This is a genomic window from Pseudomonas sessilinigenes, assembly GCF_003850565.1.
GTDB classification, from domain to species: domain Bacteria; phylum Pseudomonadota; class Gammaproteobacteria; order Pseudomonadales; family Pseudomonadaceae; genus Aquipseudomonas; species Aquipseudomonas sessilinigenes.
The window spans coordinates 4,463,069-4,478,388 of record NZ_CP027706.1 but is presented as its reverse complement, the minus strand read 5'-3'; the positions used below and the strand labels follow the sequence as shown (position 1 = coordinate 4,478,388).

Annotated in this window: 17 protein-coding genes; 5 read left to right on the top strand and 12 right to left on the bottom strand. The window is 63.0% G+C overall.

Features of this window, described 5'->3' with window-relative positions:
• Nucleotide 1: 1 nt before the first annotated feature.
• The 6 genes from rodA to C4K39_RS20715 are packed head-to-tail and all read right to left on the bottom strand — an operon-like array spanning nt 2 to nt 5,914.
• On the bottom strand, nt 2-1,105 hold the full coding sequence (rodA, locus tag C4K39_RS20740) for a rod shape-determining protein RodA (protein ID WP_068579663.1): 1,104 nt from the start codon (nt 1,103-1,105) through the stop codon (nt 2-4).
• A gap of 31 nt (nt 1,106-1,136) precedes the next feature.
• On the bottom strand, nt 1,137-3,032 hold the full coding sequence (mrdA, locus tag C4K39_RS20735; RefSeq protein ID WP_068579560.1) for a penicillin-binding protein 2: 1,896 nt from the start codon (nt 3,030-3,032) through the stop codon (nt 1,137-1,139).
• Nucleotides 3,033-3,044: 12 nt separating this feature from the next.
• Nucleotides 3,045-3,512: a 23S rRNA (pseudouridine(1915)-N(3))-methyltransferase RlmH gene (gene rlmH / locus C4K39_RS20730; protein WP_011063671.1), complete on the bottom strand. Its 468-nt coding sequence runs from the start codon at nt 3,510-3,512 to the stop codon at nt 3,045-3,047.
• A 9-nt stretch (nt 3,513-3,521) separates the two neighbouring features.
• Entirely contained in the window at nt 3,522-3,944 is a 423-nt protein-coding gene (gene rsfS / locus C4K39_RS20725; RefSeq protein ID WP_083235698.1) for a ribosome silencing factor, read from the bottom strand.
• Nucleotides 3,945-4,004: 60 nt separating this feature from the next.
• A complete protein-coding gene (nadD, locus tag C4K39_RS20720) occupies nt 4,005-4,649 on the bottom strand; it encodes a nicotinate-nucleotide adenylyltransferase (RefSeq protein WP_068579553.1) in 645 nt (214 codons plus the stop codon).
• Nucleotides 4,649-5,914, bottom strand: coding sequence for a glutamate-5-semialdehyde dehydrogenase (locus C4K39_RS20715; protein WP_124347293.1), 1,266 nt, complete (start codon nt 5,912-5,914; stop codon nt 4,649-4,651). The genes nadD and C4K39_RS20715 overlap by 1 nt, the downstream gene beginning before the upstream one ends.
• A 165-nt stretch (nt 5,915-6,079) precedes the next feature.
• On the opposite strand from C4K39_RS20715, the gene C4K39_RS20710 reads away from it, so the two are divergent.
• On the top strand, nt 6,080-6,766 hold the full coding sequence (locus C4K39_RS20710; RefSeq protein WP_124347292.1) for a DNA-3-methyladenine glycosylase: 687 nt from the start codon (nt 6,080-6,082) through the stop codon (nt 6,764-6,766).
• A gap of 38 nt (nt 6,767-6,804) precedes the next feature.
• Complete coding sequence (locus tag C4K39_RS20705) at nt 6,805-8,121, top strand: bifunctional DedA family/phosphatase PAP2 family protein (protein ID WP_124347291.1); 1,317 nt, start codon at nt 6,805-6,807, stop codon at nt 8,119-8,121.
• A 19-nt stretch (nt 8,122-8,140) separates the two neighbouring features.
• Here the strand turns inward: C4K39_RS20705 and C4K39_RS20700 are convergent, their stop codons facing one another.
• Genes C4K39_RS20700 through C4K39_RS20690 form a run of 3 tightly spaced genes read right to left on the bottom strand, consistent with a single transcriptional unit; the run spans nt 8,141 to nt 9,818 of the window.
• Complete coding sequence (locus C4K39_RS20700) at nt 8,141-8,731, bottom strand: LON peptidase substrate-binding domain-containing protein (RefSeq protein WP_124347290.1); 591 nt, start codon at nt 8,729-8,731, stop codon at nt 8,141-8,143.
• Nucleotides 8,732-8,742: 11 nt separating this feature from the next.
• On the bottom strand, nt 8,743-9,459 hold the full coding sequence (locus tag C4K39_RS20695; RefSeq protein ID WP_068579536.1) for an LrgB family protein: 717 nt from the start codon (nt 9,457-9,459) through the stop codon (nt 8,743-8,745).
• Complete coding sequence (locus C4K39_RS20690; protein WP_068579533.1) at nt 9,456-9,818, bottom strand: CidA/LrgA family protein; 363 nt, start codon at nt 9,816-9,818, stop codon at nt 9,456-9,458. The genes C4K39_RS20695 and C4K39_RS20690 overlap by 4 nt, the downstream gene beginning before the upstream one ends.
• A 178-nt stretch (nt 9,819-9,996) precedes the next feature.
• Here C4K39_RS20690 and C4K39_RS20685 point away from each other — a divergent pair, with 178 nt between their 5' ends.
• The 3 genes from C4K39_RS20685 (at nt 9,997) to C4K39_RS20675 (ending at nt 12,942) form a co-directional block, all read left to right on the top strand.
• The gene (locus C4K39_RS20685) at nt 9,997-10,452 is read left to right on the top strand and encodes a MaoC family dehydratase (RefSeq protein WP_068579530.1); all 456 of its coding nucleotides are present in this window, start codon (nt 9,997-9,999) and stop codon (nt 10,450-10,452) included.
• Between the two features lie 102 nt (nt 10,453-10,554).
• Nucleotides 10,555-12,273, top strand: coding sequence for a C13 family peptidase (locus tag C4K39_RS20680; RefSeq protein WP_068579527.1), 1,719 nt, complete (start codon nt 10,555-10,557; stop codon nt 12,271-12,273).
• Between the two features lie 27 nt (nt 12,274-12,300).
• Nucleotides 12,301-12,942 carry an oxidoreductase gene (locus tag C4K39_RS20675; protein ID WP_068579524.1) on the top strand — a complete coding sequence of 214 codons (642 nt, stop codon included), beginning with the start codon at nt 12,301-12,303 and terminating at the stop codon, nt 12,940-12,942.
• 47 nt (nt 12,943-12,989) lie between these two features.
• On the opposite strand, the gene C4K39_RS20670 is transcribed toward C4K39_RS20675, so the two are convergent.
• The 3 genes from C4K39_RS20670 to mpl are packed head-to-tail and all read right to left on the bottom strand — an operon-like array spanning nt 12,990 to nt 15,248.
• Nucleotides 12,990-13,277, bottom strand: coding sequence for a YceK/YidQ family lipoprotein (locus C4K39_RS20670; RefSeq protein ID WP_124347289.1), 288 nt, complete (start codon nt 13,275-13,277; stop codon nt 12,990-12,992).
• On the bottom strand, nt 13,270-13,902 hold the full coding sequence (gene ubiX / locus C4K39_RS20665) for a flavin prenyltransferase UbiX (RefSeq protein ID WP_068579519.1): 633 nt from the start codon (nt 13,900-13,902) through the stop codon (nt 13,270-13,272). Before ubiX ends, C4K39_RS20670 begins: the two co-directional genes overlap by 8 nt.
• The gene (mpl, locus tag C4K39_RS20660) at nt 13,899-15,248 is read right to left on the bottom strand and encodes a UDP-N-acetylmuramate:L-alanyl-gamma-D-glutamyl-meso-diaminopimelate ligase (protein WP_068579516.1); all 1,350 of its coding nucleotides are present in this window, start codon (nt 15,246-15,248) and stop codon (nt 13,899-13,901) included. The genes ubiX and mpl overlap by 4 nt, the downstream gene beginning before the upstream one ends.
• Nucleotides 15,249-15,320 lie beyond the last annotated feature (72 nt).

Genomic DNA, 15,320 nt, shown 5'->3' with positions numbered 1-15,320 from the left:
ATCAAACCTGTGCGATCCACTTGCGATGGGTATGGATCGACATCAAAACCCCAAACGCTGACAGTAGCGTCACCAACGAAGTTCCTCCGTAGCTAATGAAGGGCAACGGAACTCCCACCACCGGCAACAAGCCACTGACCATACCGATGTTGACGAAAACGTAAACAAAAAACGTCATGGTCAGGCTGCCTGCCAGCAACTTGCCGAACAGTGTCTGGGCCTGCGCCGTGATCACCAGGCCGCGCCCGATCAGCAGCAGGTAGATCAGCAACAATGCGCAGATCCCCACCAGGCCGAACTCCTCGCCCAGGACCGCGATAATAAAGTCGGTGTGGCTCTCGGGCAAAAAGTCCAGGTGCGATTGGGTGCCCAGCAACCAGCCCTTGCCGAACACGCCGCCGGAGCCGATGGCCGCCTTGGACTGGATGATGTTCCAGCCGGTACCCAAAGGATCGCTTTCCGGGTCGAGGAAGGTCAGGATCCGCTGCTTCTGGTAGTCGTGCATGATGAACATCCACATGGCAATCGCCACCGGCACCGCGGCCGCCAGCACACCGATGATCCAGCGCCAGCGCAAACCGCCCATGAACAGCACGAAGGTGCCCCCGGCCAGGATCAGCAAGGCCGTACCCAGGTCGGGTTGGCGCACGATCAGCATGAACGGCAAGCCGATCAGGATGAGGCTGATCGCCACGTGCTTGAGGTGCGGCGGCAAGGTGCGCTTGGACAGGTACCAGGCGATGGTCGCCGGCATGATGATCTTCATGAACTCCGAAGGCTGGAAGCGGATGACCCCGGGGACATTGATCCAACGGGTCGCCCCCATGGCGTTATGCCCCATCACGTCCACCACCACCAGCAGCACCACGCCGAACACATAGCCCAGCGGTACCCAGCGCGCCATGAAGCGCGGCTCGAACTGGGCGATGACAATCATCGACACCAGGCCGATACCGAAGGACGTGGCTTGCTTGGCCAACAGGTCCCAGCTCTTGCCGCTGGCCGAATACAGCACGAACAGGCTGCCGGCGGCCAGGGTCAGCAGCAGGATCAACAAAGGGCCATCGATATGCAGGCGTTGCAATAGCGTCGCCCGACGCCGCATCACATCCTCGCTGGACAGAATGCGGTCAAAATTACTCTTCACGGGCCGTAGCCTCCGTGCTGATAGGGCTGGCGAATTCTGGCTTGAGCTGGCCATCCGGGCCCAGGAGCCAGGCATCCATGACCTGGCGCACTACAGGTGCGGCGACACCGGAGCCCGACTCACCGTTCTCCACCATCACCGACACCACGATCTTCGGATTCTCGGCAGGCGCGAACCCCACGAACAAGGCGTGGTCGCGGTGGCGCTCCTGGACCTTGGAGCGGTCGTACTTCTCGCCCTGCTTGATCGCTACCACCTGGGCCGTACCACTCTTGCCGGCGATGCGATACGGCGAGCCGACCGCAGCCTTGCGTGCGGTACCCCGGGCACCGTGCATCACCTGTTGCATGCCATGGTTGACCCGCGTCCAGTCCGCGGGGTCGCGCAGCACGATATCCGGCATCGGATTGTGATCCACGGGTTTTTCGCCCTCGATGCTCTTGGCCAGATGCGGCCGGTTCCAGCGCCCCTTGCTGGCCACCAGGGCGGTAGCCTGGGCCAGCTGCAGCGGTGTCGACTGCATGTAGCCCTGGCCGATTCCGAGAATCAGGGTTTCCCCCGGGAACCAGGCCTGGCGCCGGGTCGCACGCTTCCACTCGCGGGTAGGCATCAGCCCTGGCGACTCCTCGAACATATCCAGGGAGACCTTCTGGCCGATACCGAACTTGCTCATGTAGGCCGAGAGCCGATCGACTCCCAGCTTGTGGGCCAGGTCGTAGAAGTAGGTGTCGTTGGACCGCATGATCGCCGTATCCAGGTCAACGAAGCCGTCGCCGGTGCGGTTCCAGTTACGGTATTTGTGATCGTAGTTGGGCAATTGGTAGTAGCCGGGGTCATAAACCCGGGTCGCCGCCGTGACGACCCCGGCATCCAGTCCGGCAATCGCCACCGCCGGCTTGATGGTCGAGCCTGGCGGGTAGAGTCCGCGCAGCACCCGATTGAACAGCGGCCGGTCGATGGAGTCGCGCAATTCGGCATAGGCCTTGAAGCTGATACCGGTCACGAACAGGTTGGGGTCGAAGCTTGGCTGGCTGACCATCGCCAGTACTTCACCAGTGTTCGGGTCCAATGCCACCACCGCGCCCCGTCGACCGCCCAGGGCCGCCTCTGCCGCTTCCTGCAACTTGATATCCAGGCTCAGGACAATGTCCTTGCCTGGAATCGGATCGGTACGCTTGAGCACGCGCAACACACGATTTCGAGCATTGGTCTCGACCTCTTCGTAACCGACCTGCCCGTGCAGTTCCGCCTCGTAGAAGCGCTCGATACCGGTCTTGCCGATATGGTGCGTGCCGCTGTAGTTCACCTTGTCCAGGGTCTTCTGTTCTTTTTCGTTGATCCGCCCCACATAGCCCACGGAATGGGCGAAGTGTGCTCCCTGTGGGTAATGCCGGACCAACTGGGCAACCACTTCCACGCCTGGCAGGCGGAACTGGTTCACTGCGATGCGGGCTATCTGTTCTTCCGTCAGCTCGAACAGGATCGGTACCGGTTCGAATGCCCGCGGCCCCTGCTTGACGCGCTTTTCGAACAGCACGCGGTCTTCGGGCGTCAGCTCCAGCACTTCGACGACCACATCGAGCACCTGCCGCCAGTCACCGGAACGCTCGCGCGTCATGCTCAGGCTGAAGCTGGGCCGGTTGTCAGCCACCACCACGCCATTACGGTCATAGATCAGGCCCCGGCTCGGAGGAATGGACTGGACGTGAACCCGGTTACTCTCCGACTTGGTCGAGTGAATTTCGTACTGGATCACCTGCAGGTAGTACAGGCGGGCAATCAGCACGCCGATCAGACAGACCACCAGAATGGCGCCGAACACCACCCGGTTACGCACCAGGCGGGCGTCTTTTTCATGGTCCTTGATACGGATCGGCTGAGACATGAGGGGCGTGGGCTACTTGTGGTAGGGGTGGCCAGACAGCACGGTCCAGGCACGATACAGCTGTTCGCCGATGAGAATCCGCACCAGGGGGTGCGGCAGGGTCAGGGGCGACAACGACCAACGCTGGTCGGCCCGCGCACAGACCTCCGGTGCCAGCCCTTCCGGGCCACCGACCATGAAGTTCACAGTACGCGAGTCGAGGCGCCAGCGATCCAGCTCCACCGCCAACTGCTCGGTGCTCCAGGGCTTGCCGTGCACCTCGAGGGTGACGATGCGCTCGTTATGCCCGACCTTGGCCAGCATGGCCTCGCCTTCCTGACGGATAAAGCGGGCCACGTCGGCATTCTTGCCTCGGGTATTGAGCGGTATTTCCACCAGTTCAAGCGCCAACTCGGACGGCAGACGCTTGGCATACTCATGCCAACCCTCTTCCACCCATTTGGGCATGCGTGAACCGACAGCGATCAGACGCAGGCGCACAGCCGTCCCTTATTGCTGGTCTTTGTTGAGCTTGGCGAAGTGCTCATGGGTGTTTTCCGGGCTGTGGTGCTTGCCGTCGGCCGCACGACTCTGCTCAGCGCCCTGCCACAGGCGCTCCAGGTCATAGAACTGGCGGGCAGAGGCGGTCATCATGTGCACGATCACGTCGTCCAGGTCCAGCAGGACCCAGTCGCTGTCGCCCTTGCCTTCTTCACCCAGAGGGCGTACGCCCTGGGCCTTGACCATCTCGCGGACCTTTTCCAGCATCGCGCCGATCTGGCGGTTGGAGGTACCGGTGGCGATCACCATGTAGTCGGTGATGCTCTGCTTGTCGCGCACATCGATCACCAGGATGTCCTGGGCCTTGACGTCTTCCAGCGCGGCAACAGCCACCTTGACCAGATCTTCGCCTTTCATTACTTGGTTAGTCATATAAAACTCGTTCAGCTCGTATGTACGGAACGCCGCACGGCCTGGGCCGGCAGCATTCCTTCAGTTCGGCGCACGGTAAAGTCCGTGAGCATCGATATAGGCCAGGACCGCGTCAGGCACCAGGAAACGTACCGACTTACCGCTGGCCAGCAGTTGACGGATCTGGGTGGCAGACACCGCGAGCGGTGTCTGCCAGACGAATGCAATATGTCCCCCCGGCCCTGCCAGGGCCAGCGGATCGCTCACCGAGCGGGCCGCCAACAGGTTGCGCAGGGCATCCGGCGGCTCGCTATCGGCATCCGGGCGTTGCAGCACCAGGATGTGGCAATGCTGGAGCAACTCCTCCCAGCGATGCCAGGTGGGCAGGCCGCAAAATGCGTCCCAGCCCAACAGCAGGAACAACTGGTCGTCAGCAGCCAGTTCGGCACGCATCTGCTCCAGTGTGTCTATGGTGTAGGACGGTTTGTCCCGTTTCAGCTCACGGTCGTCCACCACCAGGGGTGAGACGCCCGCCACCGCACGCTCGACCATCGCCAGACGATCGAGCGCCGACACCTGCGGTGTATCCCGATGAGGCGGCCTGGCACTGGGTGCCAGGCGCAGCTCGTCGAGTCGCATGGATTCGGCCACTTCCAGTGCGCCACGCAGGTGGCCGATATGCACTGGATCGAAGGTGCCACCCAGCAGGCCGATACGTTTGCCCATCAAGTACGCACGTGACCGTCGCCGAACACCACATACTTCTCGCTGGTCAGGCCTTCCAGGCCCACAGGACCACGGGCGTGCAGCTTGTCGGTGGAAATGCCGATCTCCGCGCCCAGGCCATACTCGAAACCATCGGCGAAACGCGTCGAGGCATTGACCATCACCGAACTGGAGTCCACCTCGTTGAGGAAGCGCCGGGCATCGGTGAAGTTCTCGGTGACGATGGAGTCGGTATGGTGCGAACCATAGGTATTGATGTGCTCGATGGCCTGCTCCAGGCCATCCACTACACGAATAGAAAGGATCGGCGCGGTGTACTCGGTACGCCAGTCTTCTTCGGTGGCTTCCAGTACATCGGCCCCAAGGATCGACCGCGTCTGCTCGCAGCCTCGCAGCTCGACCCCCTTGTCGCGATAGATCGCGGCCAAAGGCGGCAGGACGCGCTCGGCGATGGCCCCGTGAACCAGCAGCGTCTCCATGGTGTTGCACGGAGCGTAGCGCTGGGTCTTGGCGTTGTCGGCGATACGAATGGCCTTGTCCAGGTCCGCTGCCACATCGATGAATACGTGGCAGACCCCATCCAGATGCTTGATCACCGGCACCCTGGCATCGCGGCTGACCCGTTCGATCAGGCTCTTGCCGCCACGAGGCACGATCACGTCGACGAACTCGGGCATGGTGATCAACGCGCCGACCGCTGCGCGGTCGGTGGTTTCCACCACCTGCACCACATGGGCTGGCAGCTCGGCCGCCGCCAACCCCTGCTGGATGCAGGTGGCGATGGCGCGATTGGAATGAATGGCTTCGGAGCCACCACGCAGGATGGTGGCGTTACCGGACTTCAGGCACAGGGCCGCCGCGTCGATGGTCACGTTGGGACGCGATTCGTAGATGATGCCGATCACACCCAACGGCACACGCATCTTGCCCACCTGGATCCCTGAAGGCAGGTAGCGCATGTCACGGATTTCACCGATGGGGTCAGGCAGCTTGGCCACCTGGCGCAAGCCTTCGATCATCTCGTCGATGCGCGCGGGAGTCAGTGCCAGGCGGTCCAGCAGGGCCGGCTCCAGACCATTGGCCCGACCATTGGCCAGGTCCTGTTCGTTGGCCGCGGCCAGTTCCGGTCGCGCGGCGTCCAGCGCATCGGCGGCCGCCAGCAGCGCACGGTTCTTCTGCGCGGTGGTGGCACGGGCGATGACCCGGGAAGCTTGGCGGGCAGCGCGACCCAAACGGGTCATGTAGTCAAGAACGGACTCAGTCATGGTCTGGTGTGGTCTTGGCAAAGAGGAAAGCGGCTGATTATAGCTGTCGCGCCCGCCCACGGACAGCGGTCACGGGCGGATGGTCGAAATACTCGCAGTTCAGCCTGAATTAAGCCTGGAGTTGTTATCATCCCGGCACTTTTCTGACCACATCTCATCACCACCATGTCCATCCTGACCTCTGCGAAACTGCCCAAAGCCCTGCCTGATGGCTTTTTCGACCGTGATGCTCAGCTCCTGGCCCGTGAGCTGCTGGGCAAGGTCATCCGCCATAAAGTCGGCGACCTGTGGTTGTCCGTGCGCATTATCGAGACTGAAGCCTATTACTGCGAGGAAAAAGGCAGCCATGCCTCCCTCGGCTTCACAGAAAAACGTAAGGCGTTGTTTCTGGATGGCGGCCACATCTATATGTACTACGCCCGGGGCGGCGACTCACTGAACTTCAGCGCCCAAGGCCCGGGCAACGCCGTGCTGATCAAGTCCGCCTACCCCTGGGTCGACGAGATTTCCGGCCCTGCCAGCCTGGCGCAAATGCAACTGAACAACCCGGACGCCAGCGGCCAGCCGCGCCCCTCGCAGAAGCTCTGCGCCGGCCAGACCCTGCTATGCAAGGCCCTCGGCCTGAAAGTCCCAGTATGGGATGCGAAACGCTTCGATCACGAAGCCCTCTTTGTCGAGGATGTCGGTGCCGCCGTACCGCAGATCATCCAAAGCACCCGCCTGGGCATACCCAAGGGCCGCGATGAACACCTGATGTACCGTTTCGTCGACGCTGCCTACGCGCCGTACTGCACCCGGAACCCGTTGCGCCGGGGCCAGGTCGAGGGCCGCGACTACCTCATCCTCGGCTGACCCCATCACCGCTCGATACTGACAATGGAGTTGAATCTATGGGCCCATGGCTCGACAGCGTGACCGCCTGGCTAAGCGGCAACCCACAGTGGCTGGCAGCCGCGGTATTTATCGTCGCGTTCGTGGAGTGCCTGGCCATCGCCGGCCTGATCGTCCCCGGCACCGTACTGTTGTTCGCTATCGCGGTATTGGCAGGCAATGGCGCCTTGTCGTTGGGCGAGACCCTGCTGCTGGGCTTCGCCGCCGGCATCCTGGGCGATGTCACGTCCTACCTGCTGGGACGTCGCTTCCACCAGCGCATCCGCCGCTTGCCAGGGCTGCGCCAGCACCCTGAATGGATCAACGGCGCCGAAGCCTATTTCCAGCGCTATGGCATTGCCAGCCTGCTGGTTGGACGCTTCATCGGCCCCCTGCGCCCAATGCTGCCGATGGTGGCGGGCATGTTCGACATGCCGTTCCCGCGGTTCTTCGCCGTCAGCCTGCTGGCTGCGGCAGGCTGGTCGGTGGCCTACCTGCTGCCCGGCTGGGCCACCGGCGCAGCCATTCGCCTGCCTCTGCCCGAAGGGTTCTGGCCCCAGGCCGGCGTGGTCATCGGCAGCCTCGCGGTATTGATCGGCCTGAGCGTCAACAGCAGCCTGCGTCGCCATCGCCGGGCGACCCTGTTGATGTCCGGCCTGAGCCTGGCGCTACTGCTGGGGCTATTCATCGGTTACCCCCACCTGGCCCAGTTCGACCAGGGGCTGATAGCCCTGGTGCAGGAACACCGCGACCCGGCACTGGACAGGATCATGGTGATGGTCACCCAGATCGGCGAGTTTCGCGCCATGTTCATCATCAGCGCGGCCCTGACCCTGTTGCTGGTGCTGCTGCGCCAGTGGCGCCATGCGTTGTTCGCCGGCGCCACGCTGCTGTGCACTGCACTGGCCAATACCGCCGGCAAGTGGTTCTTCGCCCGGATACGCCCGGAAGTGCTGAGCGAGCCGCTGGCCAGCTTCAGCATGCCCAGCGGTCACGCCTCCGGATCCTTTGCCCTGTTCCTGACCCTCGCGGTGCTGGCTGGCCGCGGTCAACCGCCGCGGATGCGCTTGACCTGGCTGCTGCTGGGCTGCCTGCCGGCAATGTCGATCGCCCTGTCACGGGTTTATCTGGGAGCTCATTGGCCGACCGACATTTTTGCCGGGGCAATGCTCGCAGCCTGCGTCTGTGCCGCCAGCCTGACCCTGGTCCAGTGGCAGGCCCCGCTCAAGCCGATGCCGGCCAAGGCCTGGTGGCTGGTGCTGCCAGTGATGGTGCTGCTGTGTGCCTTCATGTCGATGCGACATTTGCCGCAAGCGCTGCTGCGCTACGCCTATTGAGTCGCCGGGAAAGTGTGGCTCAGGCGAAGAGCTCACCTTGCAACTCATCCAATAGCAGTTGAATGGCATCCAGACGCTGCTGTGGATCGTCCAGTTGCAGCAGATCGATCTTGTCCAGTTCGGAAAAGGGCAACAGGTACGCCAGTTGATTGGCCAGTGACTGTTGCCCTGCGGCCTCGACGCCCATGTCCAGGGCCTCGACCATCGGATGCTCGGCCAGGGCCTTGAGCAGCGCCACCAGGTCGGCGTCGTCTTCCTTCAATGGCTGCTCCGCTGCCTCATCCAGCCAGCGGACCTGGGCCACGACCAACTGATCCTTCTGCACCTCGCTACCAAGGACACGAAAGCGCCGCCCGCCCTTGACCCGAATGCCCAGCAAGCCATTGTCCTGCTGGTGGAAGTCGGTAATCAGTGCCTCGCAACCTACCTGGGCATAACCTGGGGCAGCCACACCAGTTTCCGCGCCCTCCAGGATGCACACCACACCGAACCCGCTCCCCTGCTTCATGCAGCGGCCGATCATGTCCAGGTAGCGAGCTTCGAAGATCTGCAAGTCCAGAATGCAGTCGGGAAACAGCACGGTATTCAAGGGGAACAGCGGCAGACTCATGACATCCATCCTCAAACCAGCAACGACACCGCCAATGGCAGCAGGACTGCCGTGGCCACGCCCATCAGACTCATCGCCAGCGCGGCAAAGGCGCCGCACTCCTCACTTTCTTGCAGGGCCACCGACGTGCCCACGGCGTGTGCCGTCATGCCCAGCGCCATGCCCCGGGCCTCGGGTGCCCGGACTCCCAGGCGATCGAGCAGGCCGGGGCCGAAAATCGCACCAATCACGCCCGTGATCAGCACGAACACCGCGGCCAGTGCCGCTACCCCGCCGATCTGCTCGGCCACCAGCATGGCGATCGGTGAGGTAACCGACTTGGGTGCCATGGTCATGAGGATCATGTGCTCGGCACCGAACCACCACCCAAGCAACACGCCCAGGCTAGTGGCCAGAACCCCACCCACCACCAGCGTAGTAAATATCGGCCAGAACAACTGGCGGATACGTCGCAGGTTGAGGTACAGCGGCACCGCCAGGGCGACTGTAGCCGGCCCCAGGAGAATGCTCAGGATCTCGGTGCTCTTGCGGTACTCGGCATAGCTCAACCCACAACCGAGCAGTACCCCGATCACCAGCAGCATCGATACCAGCACCGGCTGCAGGAACATCCAGCGAGTCTTTTCGAATGCCGCCAGCACCAGTTGATAGGCCCCGAGGGTGATACCGATGCCAAACAGCGGATGGTGGATGACCGCGGCCCAGGCCCCCTGCCAATCGAAACTCATGGGCGCTCCTCCCGGCGAGCCTGGCGCTTGACCAGGCGCTGCATCAGCACTCCGGCAAAGGCCATGGAAAGCACCAGCGACAGCACCAGCGCCCCGGCGATGGCCCAGAAGTCCGCAGCGATATCCCGGGCGTAGACCATCACCCCGACAGCAGGCGGTACCAGCAACAGTGGTAGATAACGCAACAGACTGCCGGCCGCCTGGTTCAACGGCTCGCCCACTTCACCGCGCACGACCAGGAACACCAGCAGCAATAGCAGGCCGATGATCGGCCCCGGCAATACGGGCAACAGCAGATGATTGAGCGCCGTCCCGAGCAGTTGGAACAGCACCAGCCATGTCAAACCGCGTAACAACATACCGCCCTCTCCAGCCAGATCCCGTCGCGCATTATAAGCACGCAGGCGCGATGAACCGGCATTCGCCAAAAGCATGGATCTTTACCGAGCCGGATCACCATGATGATCTACAGTGGAAGTTTCGGACCGTGAAACACCGCATCGATCACCAAAAATCGTTGAACCAAGGAGAGTGTCAATGCCCTATGTTCCTGTTGCAGAGCTCAAGGATTATGTTGGAAAGGAACTGGGTCGTTCCGCATGGCTCACTATCGACCAGGAGCGTATCAACCTGTTTGCCGAAGCCACCGGTGACTTCCAGTTCATTCACGTCGACCCGGCCAAGGCCGCACAGACGCCATTTGGCAGCACCATCGCCCACGGTTTCCTGACCCTGTCGCTGATTCCGAAGCTGATGGAGGACATCCTGGTACTGCCCCAGGGGCTGAAAATGGCGATCAACTATGGCCTGGACAGCGTGCGTTTCATCCAGCCGGTGAAGGTCGACTCCAAGGTGCGGCTCAAGGTCGACCTGGTGGACGCGACCGAGAAGAAACCCGGCCAATGGCTGCTCAAGGCCAGCGTCACCCTGGAAATCGAAGGCCAGGAAAAACCGGCCTATATCGCTGAGCCCCTGTCACTCTGCTTCGTCTGATGCACCCCTGAGCGAAACGCATCACGCTGTTTCGCTCAGGCTCTCTATATATAAGGCACACGGCTACGGCATACTCGGACCCCTAATCATCCGGAACCCGTTATGCGCCCATTTGTCCCCCTGGTTTTGACCCTCCTGCTCAGCGCTTGCGGTGATGGCGAATCACTGTTGCCGCCCGATGCCCGCCTACCGGATGGCGGACGCTATCGTGGCGACCTGGTCAACGGTCTGTTGCAGGGCCAGGGCCGCATCGACTACCCCAATGGCAGCTGGTATGCCGGTCAGTTCGACAAGGGGCAATGGCACGGGCAAGGGGAATGGCACGGTAGCAACGGCGAAGTCTATCGAGGCCTGTTCCAGCAGGGGTTGTTCCATGGGCAAGGCACCCTGACCACCAAGAACAGCAGCTACAGTGGCGGCTTCAAGCTCGGGCGCCGTGACGGCGAAGGCACCCTCAAAGAAGACGGCATGACCTATCGGGGCGAGTTCAAGGCCGACCTGTATTCGGGCCTGGGGCGCCTGGAACTGGACGACGGCAGCCAGTACCAGGGCCAGTTCGCCAAGGGCAAGCCCAATGGCGAAGGCCAGCGCAGCGACTCCAGCGGCAACCAGTTCAGCGGCCACTTCGTCGACGGTCAACTCGAAGGCAATGGCACGTTCAACAGTGCCGAAGGCGATATCTACGTCGGCGGTTTCAAGCACAACCAGCTCAATGGCAAAGGCCGCTATGAAAACTCCGACGGCGATGTATGGATCGGTCAGTTCAAGGACGGAGCCTTGGGCGGCAAGGGTGAGCTGATCGGCGCCGATGGCAGCCACTACCTCGGTACCTTCAGCGACTGGCGTTTCAGCGGCGAGGGGCGCCTGAACCTCAGCGATGGCAGCTTCTATGTCGGTGGATTCGACAGCGACAACTATCAGGGGCACGGGGTCCTGGTGCTACGCGACGGCAGCGTGCAAAGCGGTGTGTGGAACAACGGCCTGCGGGTTCGCGATGCCGATGGCAAGCTGCTCCCCGACCCCCTGGAAACGGCCCTGCTGAACCAGGGCCGCCTACTCAAGGAAGCCCTCGATGCCGTGCCGGCCTCGACCCCAGCCATCGAGCTCTACAGCCTGACCCTGGCCGGCGATGGCAAGCAGAGCGTATTCCTGCGTGAAGCCGACTATGTCAGCAACATGCTCGCCAGCCGTTTCGGCGCCTATGGCCAGATCCGCCTGGTGAACCACCGCGACCACATGATGAACCGCCCCATGGCCACCCGGGAAAACCTGCGCCGCGCGGCCCAGGTCCTGGCCGAACGCAGCGGGCCCGAAGACCTGGTATTCATCTACCTCACCAGCCACGGCACCAGCGAACATGAACTGGTGCTCGACCAACCACGCCTGGAGCTGGCCGACCTGCCCGCCGACGAGCTGGCCAATGCCCTGGCGCCCTTGAAGAATCGCGACAAGATCGTGGTCATCTCGGCTTGCTACTCTGGCGGTTTCATCCCGGCCCTCAAGGATGAACGAACCCTGGTCATGACCGCCTCAAAGGCGGACCGGGTATCCTTCGGCTGCTCGGAAGAAGCCGACTTCACCTACTTCGGAGACGCCCTGTTCGCCCAGGCGCTGAACCAGACCGATGACCTGGAGCACGCCTTCATGCTGGCCAAGGCGAGCGTGGCCGAGCGCGAGCAGGCGGACAACTTCGACCCGTCCGAGCCACAGATCTGGGCCCCCAAGGGGGTCATCGCCCACTGGCAGCAACTACGCAAGCAGCAGGCACGAAAAGCCCTGCAGAGTGTCTCTATCAGCAGCAAGGAAGCACAAGGCAACTAAGCTGGAAAGTATCAAGGGGGAATGACTATGTACTTGACGCCACAGCACATCCTGCTCGCCGGCGCCTCTGGCCTGACCGGGGAGCAATTGCTCGACCGCCTGCTCAACGAGCCCACCATCAGCCGGGTCCTGGCCCCCAGCAGGCGCCCGTTGAGCGAGCACCCACGACTGGAAAACCCGGTCGGCGACCCTGCAACCGTCCTGCCGCAGCTGACCGGCAAGGTGGAAATCGCCTTTTGCTGCCTGGGCACCACCATCAAGCAAGCCGGCTCCGAAGCCGCCTTTCGCGCCGTGGACCTGGACCTGGTCGTGACTTTCGCCAAGCGCGCCCTGGAAATGGGTGCGCGACACCTGGTTGTGGTCAGCGCCCTGGGCGCCGATCCCAAGTCGTCGATTTTCTACAACCGGGTCAAGGGCGAGATGGAAGAGGCGCTGAAGCGCCAGGGCTGGCCGCAATTGACCATCTGCCGGCCTTCCCTATTGCTCGGAGACCGGGTCGAACCGCGTCTTGGCGAGCAGTTGGTCGGTCCACTATCGCGGCTGATCCCGGGCAAATATCGCGGCATCGAAGCCTGCCAGTTGGCTCGAGCCATGTGGCGCCTGGCCCTGGAAGAACAGAGTGGCACCCGGGTGGTGGAGTCCGACGAGTTGCGCAAGCTGGGCAAATGATCGGCTGCGCCAGGCAAGCTCCGCAGGAGGCGGCCTGGCAACTCCCCCTACAACCCGCCGGTAGCCCTGAACCCCACGCCCAACACCGTCAGCACCGACAGCGGCAAGAGCAACGTATCGAGCACAGCGCTGGCCGGCAGGTCCAGGCCCGGATACCTCGGCGCCTCGGCACCAAAGCGATCCTGGGGACAGCATCCGCCCTGCAGGGCATACAGATCCAGGCGCGTCCCCGAGTACACCACCGCAGCCCCGGGCTTCGCCGCATCCAGGGTCCGGGCCGTGGCGCAGCCGCCCAACTGCAGGGCGGCCAGCAACAGCAGCAGGGCTCTACTCATCACTGCTCAAGTGATGTTCGCCCCAGCGGGGCAGCATGTCCTGGGGAATATTCAGCAGGTTGAGAATCCGCGCCACCACGAAGTCCACCAGGTCATCGATGGTCTGGGGCTGGTGATAGAAACCCGGCGAGGCCGGCAGGATGGTCACGCCCAGGTTCGACAGCTTGAGCATGTGCTCCAGGTGAATACTGGAGTACGGCGCCTCGCGCGGCACCAGGATCAGCTGACGGCGCTCCTTGAGCGTAACGTCCGCAGCCCGTTCGATCAGGTTGTTGCAGGCGCCGGTGGCAATCGCCGACAGGGTGCCGGTAGAGCAAGGCACCACCACCATCGCGGCCGGTGAGCCGGAGCCCGAAGCCACCGGCGACATCCAGTCCTCCTTGCCGTAGACCCGGATCTGCCCCGCCGCCGCCCCGGTGTACTCGGTCAGGAACGCCTGCATCAGCTGCGGCTTGGCCGGTAGGGTGACATCGGTCTCGGTGGCCATCACCAATTGCGCGGCCTTGGAGATCAGGAAATGCACCTCTCGGTCCTCGCGCACCAGGCAGTCGAGCAGGCGCAGGCCATACTGGGCACCAGAGGCGCCAGTCATGGCCAGGGTGATGCGTTCCGGGCCGTTGCTCATTGCAGCGCCTCGGCCAGCTTGCCGTGCAGGCCGCCAAAGCCGCCATTGCTCATGATCACCACCTGGGTCCCGGGCTTGGCCTGGCTCTTCACTCGCTCGATGATGCCGTCCAGCGAATCGCTGACGATCGACGGCACCGTGCACTGGGCCGCCGTGGCCGCCAGGTCCCAGCCCAGGTTGGGTGGCGCGTACCAGATCACCTGGTCGGCCTGGTTGACGCTTTCCGGCAGGCCATCACGGTGGGCGCCCAACTTCATGGAGTTGGAGCGCGGCTCGATGATGGCGATCACCGGCGCCTCGCCGACGCGCTTGCGCAAGCCATCCAGGGTGGTGGCGATGGCCGTCGGGTGGTGGGCGAAGTCATCGTAGATGGTCACGCCATGCACCTGGGCGACTTTCTCCATACGCCGCTTCACACTCTTGAAAGCGCTCAGCGCAGCGATGCCCATGGCCGGCACCACGCCCACATGACGGGCCGCGGCCAGGGTCGCCAAGGCGTTGGCGACGTTATGCTGGCCGGTCAGTTCCCACTCGACCACACCCTGGCTCACACCCTCGAACAGCACTTCGAAGGCCGAGCCGTCTTCGCTGTGCAGCTTGACCTGCCACTGGCCGCCGGCGCCGGTGGTCTGCACCGGGGTCCAGCAACCCATCTCGATCACCCGCTGCAAGGCGGGCTCGGTGGTGGGATGGATCACCAGGCCTTCGCTGGGGATAGTCCGCACCAAGTGGTGGAACTGCCGCTCGATGGCCGCCAGGTCCGGGAAGATGTCCGCATGGTCGAATTCGAGGTTGTTGAGGATGGCTGTGCGCGGACGGTAATGGACGAATTTCGAGCGCTTGTCGAAGAAGGCGCTGTCGTACTCGTCGGCCTCGATCACGAAGAACGGTGTGCCGCCCAGGCGGGCCGAGACCGCGAAGTTCTGCGGCACGCCGCCGATCAAAAAGCCCGGGCTCATCCCGGCATGCTCCAGCACCCAGGCCAGCATGCTGCTGGTAGTGGTCTTGCCATGGGTGCCGGCCACCGCCAGTACCCAACGCCCTTGCAGCACATGGTCCGCCAGCCATTGCGGGCCGGACACATAGGGCAAGCCCTTGTTCAACACATATTCCACCGCCGGGTTGCCCCGGGACATGGCGTTGCCGATCACCACCAGGTCCGGTGCGGGGTCCAGCTGGGCCGGATCATAACCCTGGGTCAGCTCGATGCCCTGGGCTTGCAGCTGGGTGCTCATCGGCGGATAGACGTTGGCGTCGGAGCCGGTGACGTGGTGGCCGAGTTCTTTGGCCAGAACCGCCATCGACCCCATGAAAGTGCCGCAGATACCGAGAATATGGATGTGCATAGTCGACCTCATAAAACATCGGCGCAGGGTAGCCTAGAGGGCTGCAATTCGCACCCTTTAGCTGACGGGGAG

Excerpts from the sequence above, each read along its gene's own strand:
- rodA (WP_068579663.1), bottom strand. The coding sequence starts at position 1,105 with ATGCGGCGTCGGGCGACGCTATTGCAACGCCTGCATATCGATGGCCCT.
- mrdA (WP_068579560.1), bottom strand. The coding sequence starts at position 3,032 with ATGTCTCAGCCGATCCGTATCAAGGACCATGAAAAAGACGCCCGCCTG.
- rsfS (WP_083235698.1), bottom strand. The coding sequence starts at position 3,944 with ATGACTAACCAAGTAATGAAAGGCGAAGATCTGGTCAAGGTGGCTGTT.
- nadD (WP_068579553.1), bottom strand. The coding sequence starts at position 4,649 with ATGGGCAAACGTATCGGCCTGCTGGGTGGCACCTTCGATCCAGTGCAT.
- C4K39_RS20715 (WP_124347293.1), bottom strand. The coding sequence starts at position 5,914 with ATGACTGAGTCCGTTCTTGACTACATGACCCGTTTGGGTCGCGCTGCC.
- C4K39_RS20710 (WP_124347292.1), top strand. The coding sequence starts at position 6,080 with ATGTCCATCCTGACCTCTGCGAAACTGCCCAAAGCCCTGCCTGATGGC.
- C4K39_RS20705 (WP_124347291.1), top strand. The coding sequence starts at position 6,805 with ATGGGCCCATGGCTCGACAGCGTGACCGCCTGGCTAAGCGGCAACCCA.
- C4K39_RS20700 (WP_124347290.1), bottom strand. The coding sequence starts at position 8,731 with ATGAGTCTGCCGCTGTTCCCCTTGAATACCGTGCTGTTTCCCGACTGC.
- C4K39_RS20695 (WP_068579536.1), bottom strand. The coding sequence starts at position 9,459 with ATGAGTTTCGATTGGCAGGGGGCCTGGGCCGCGGTCATCCACCATCCG.
- C4K39_RS20690 (WP_068579533.1), bottom strand. The coding sequence starts at position 9,818 with ATGTTGTTACGCGGTTTGACATGGCTGGTGCTGTTCCAACTGCTCGGG.
- C4K39_RS20685 (WP_068579530.1), top strand. The coding sequence starts at position 9,997 with ATGCCCTATGTTCCTGTTGCAGAGCTCAAGGATTATGTTGGAAAGGAA.
- C4K39_RS20680 (WP_068579527.1), top strand. The coding sequence starts at position 10,555 with ATGCGCCCATTTGTCCCCCTGGTTTTGACCCTCCTGCTCAGCGCTTGC.
- C4K39_RS20675 (WP_068579524.1), top strand. The coding sequence starts at position 12,301 with ATGTACTTGACGCCACAGCACATCCTGCTCGCCGGCGCCTCTGGCCTG.
- C4K39_RS20670 (WP_124347289.1), bottom strand. The coding sequence starts at position 13,277 with ATGAGTAGAGCCCTGCTGCTGTTGCTGGCCGCCCTGCAGTTGGGCGGC.
- ubiX (WP_068579519.1), bottom strand. The coding sequence starts at position 13,902 with ATGAGCAACGGCCCGGAACGCATCACCCTGGCCATGACTGGCGCCTCT.
- mpl (WP_068579516.1), bottom strand. The coding sequence starts at position 15,248 with ATGCACATCCATATTCTCGGTATCTGCGGCACTTTCATGGGGTCGATG.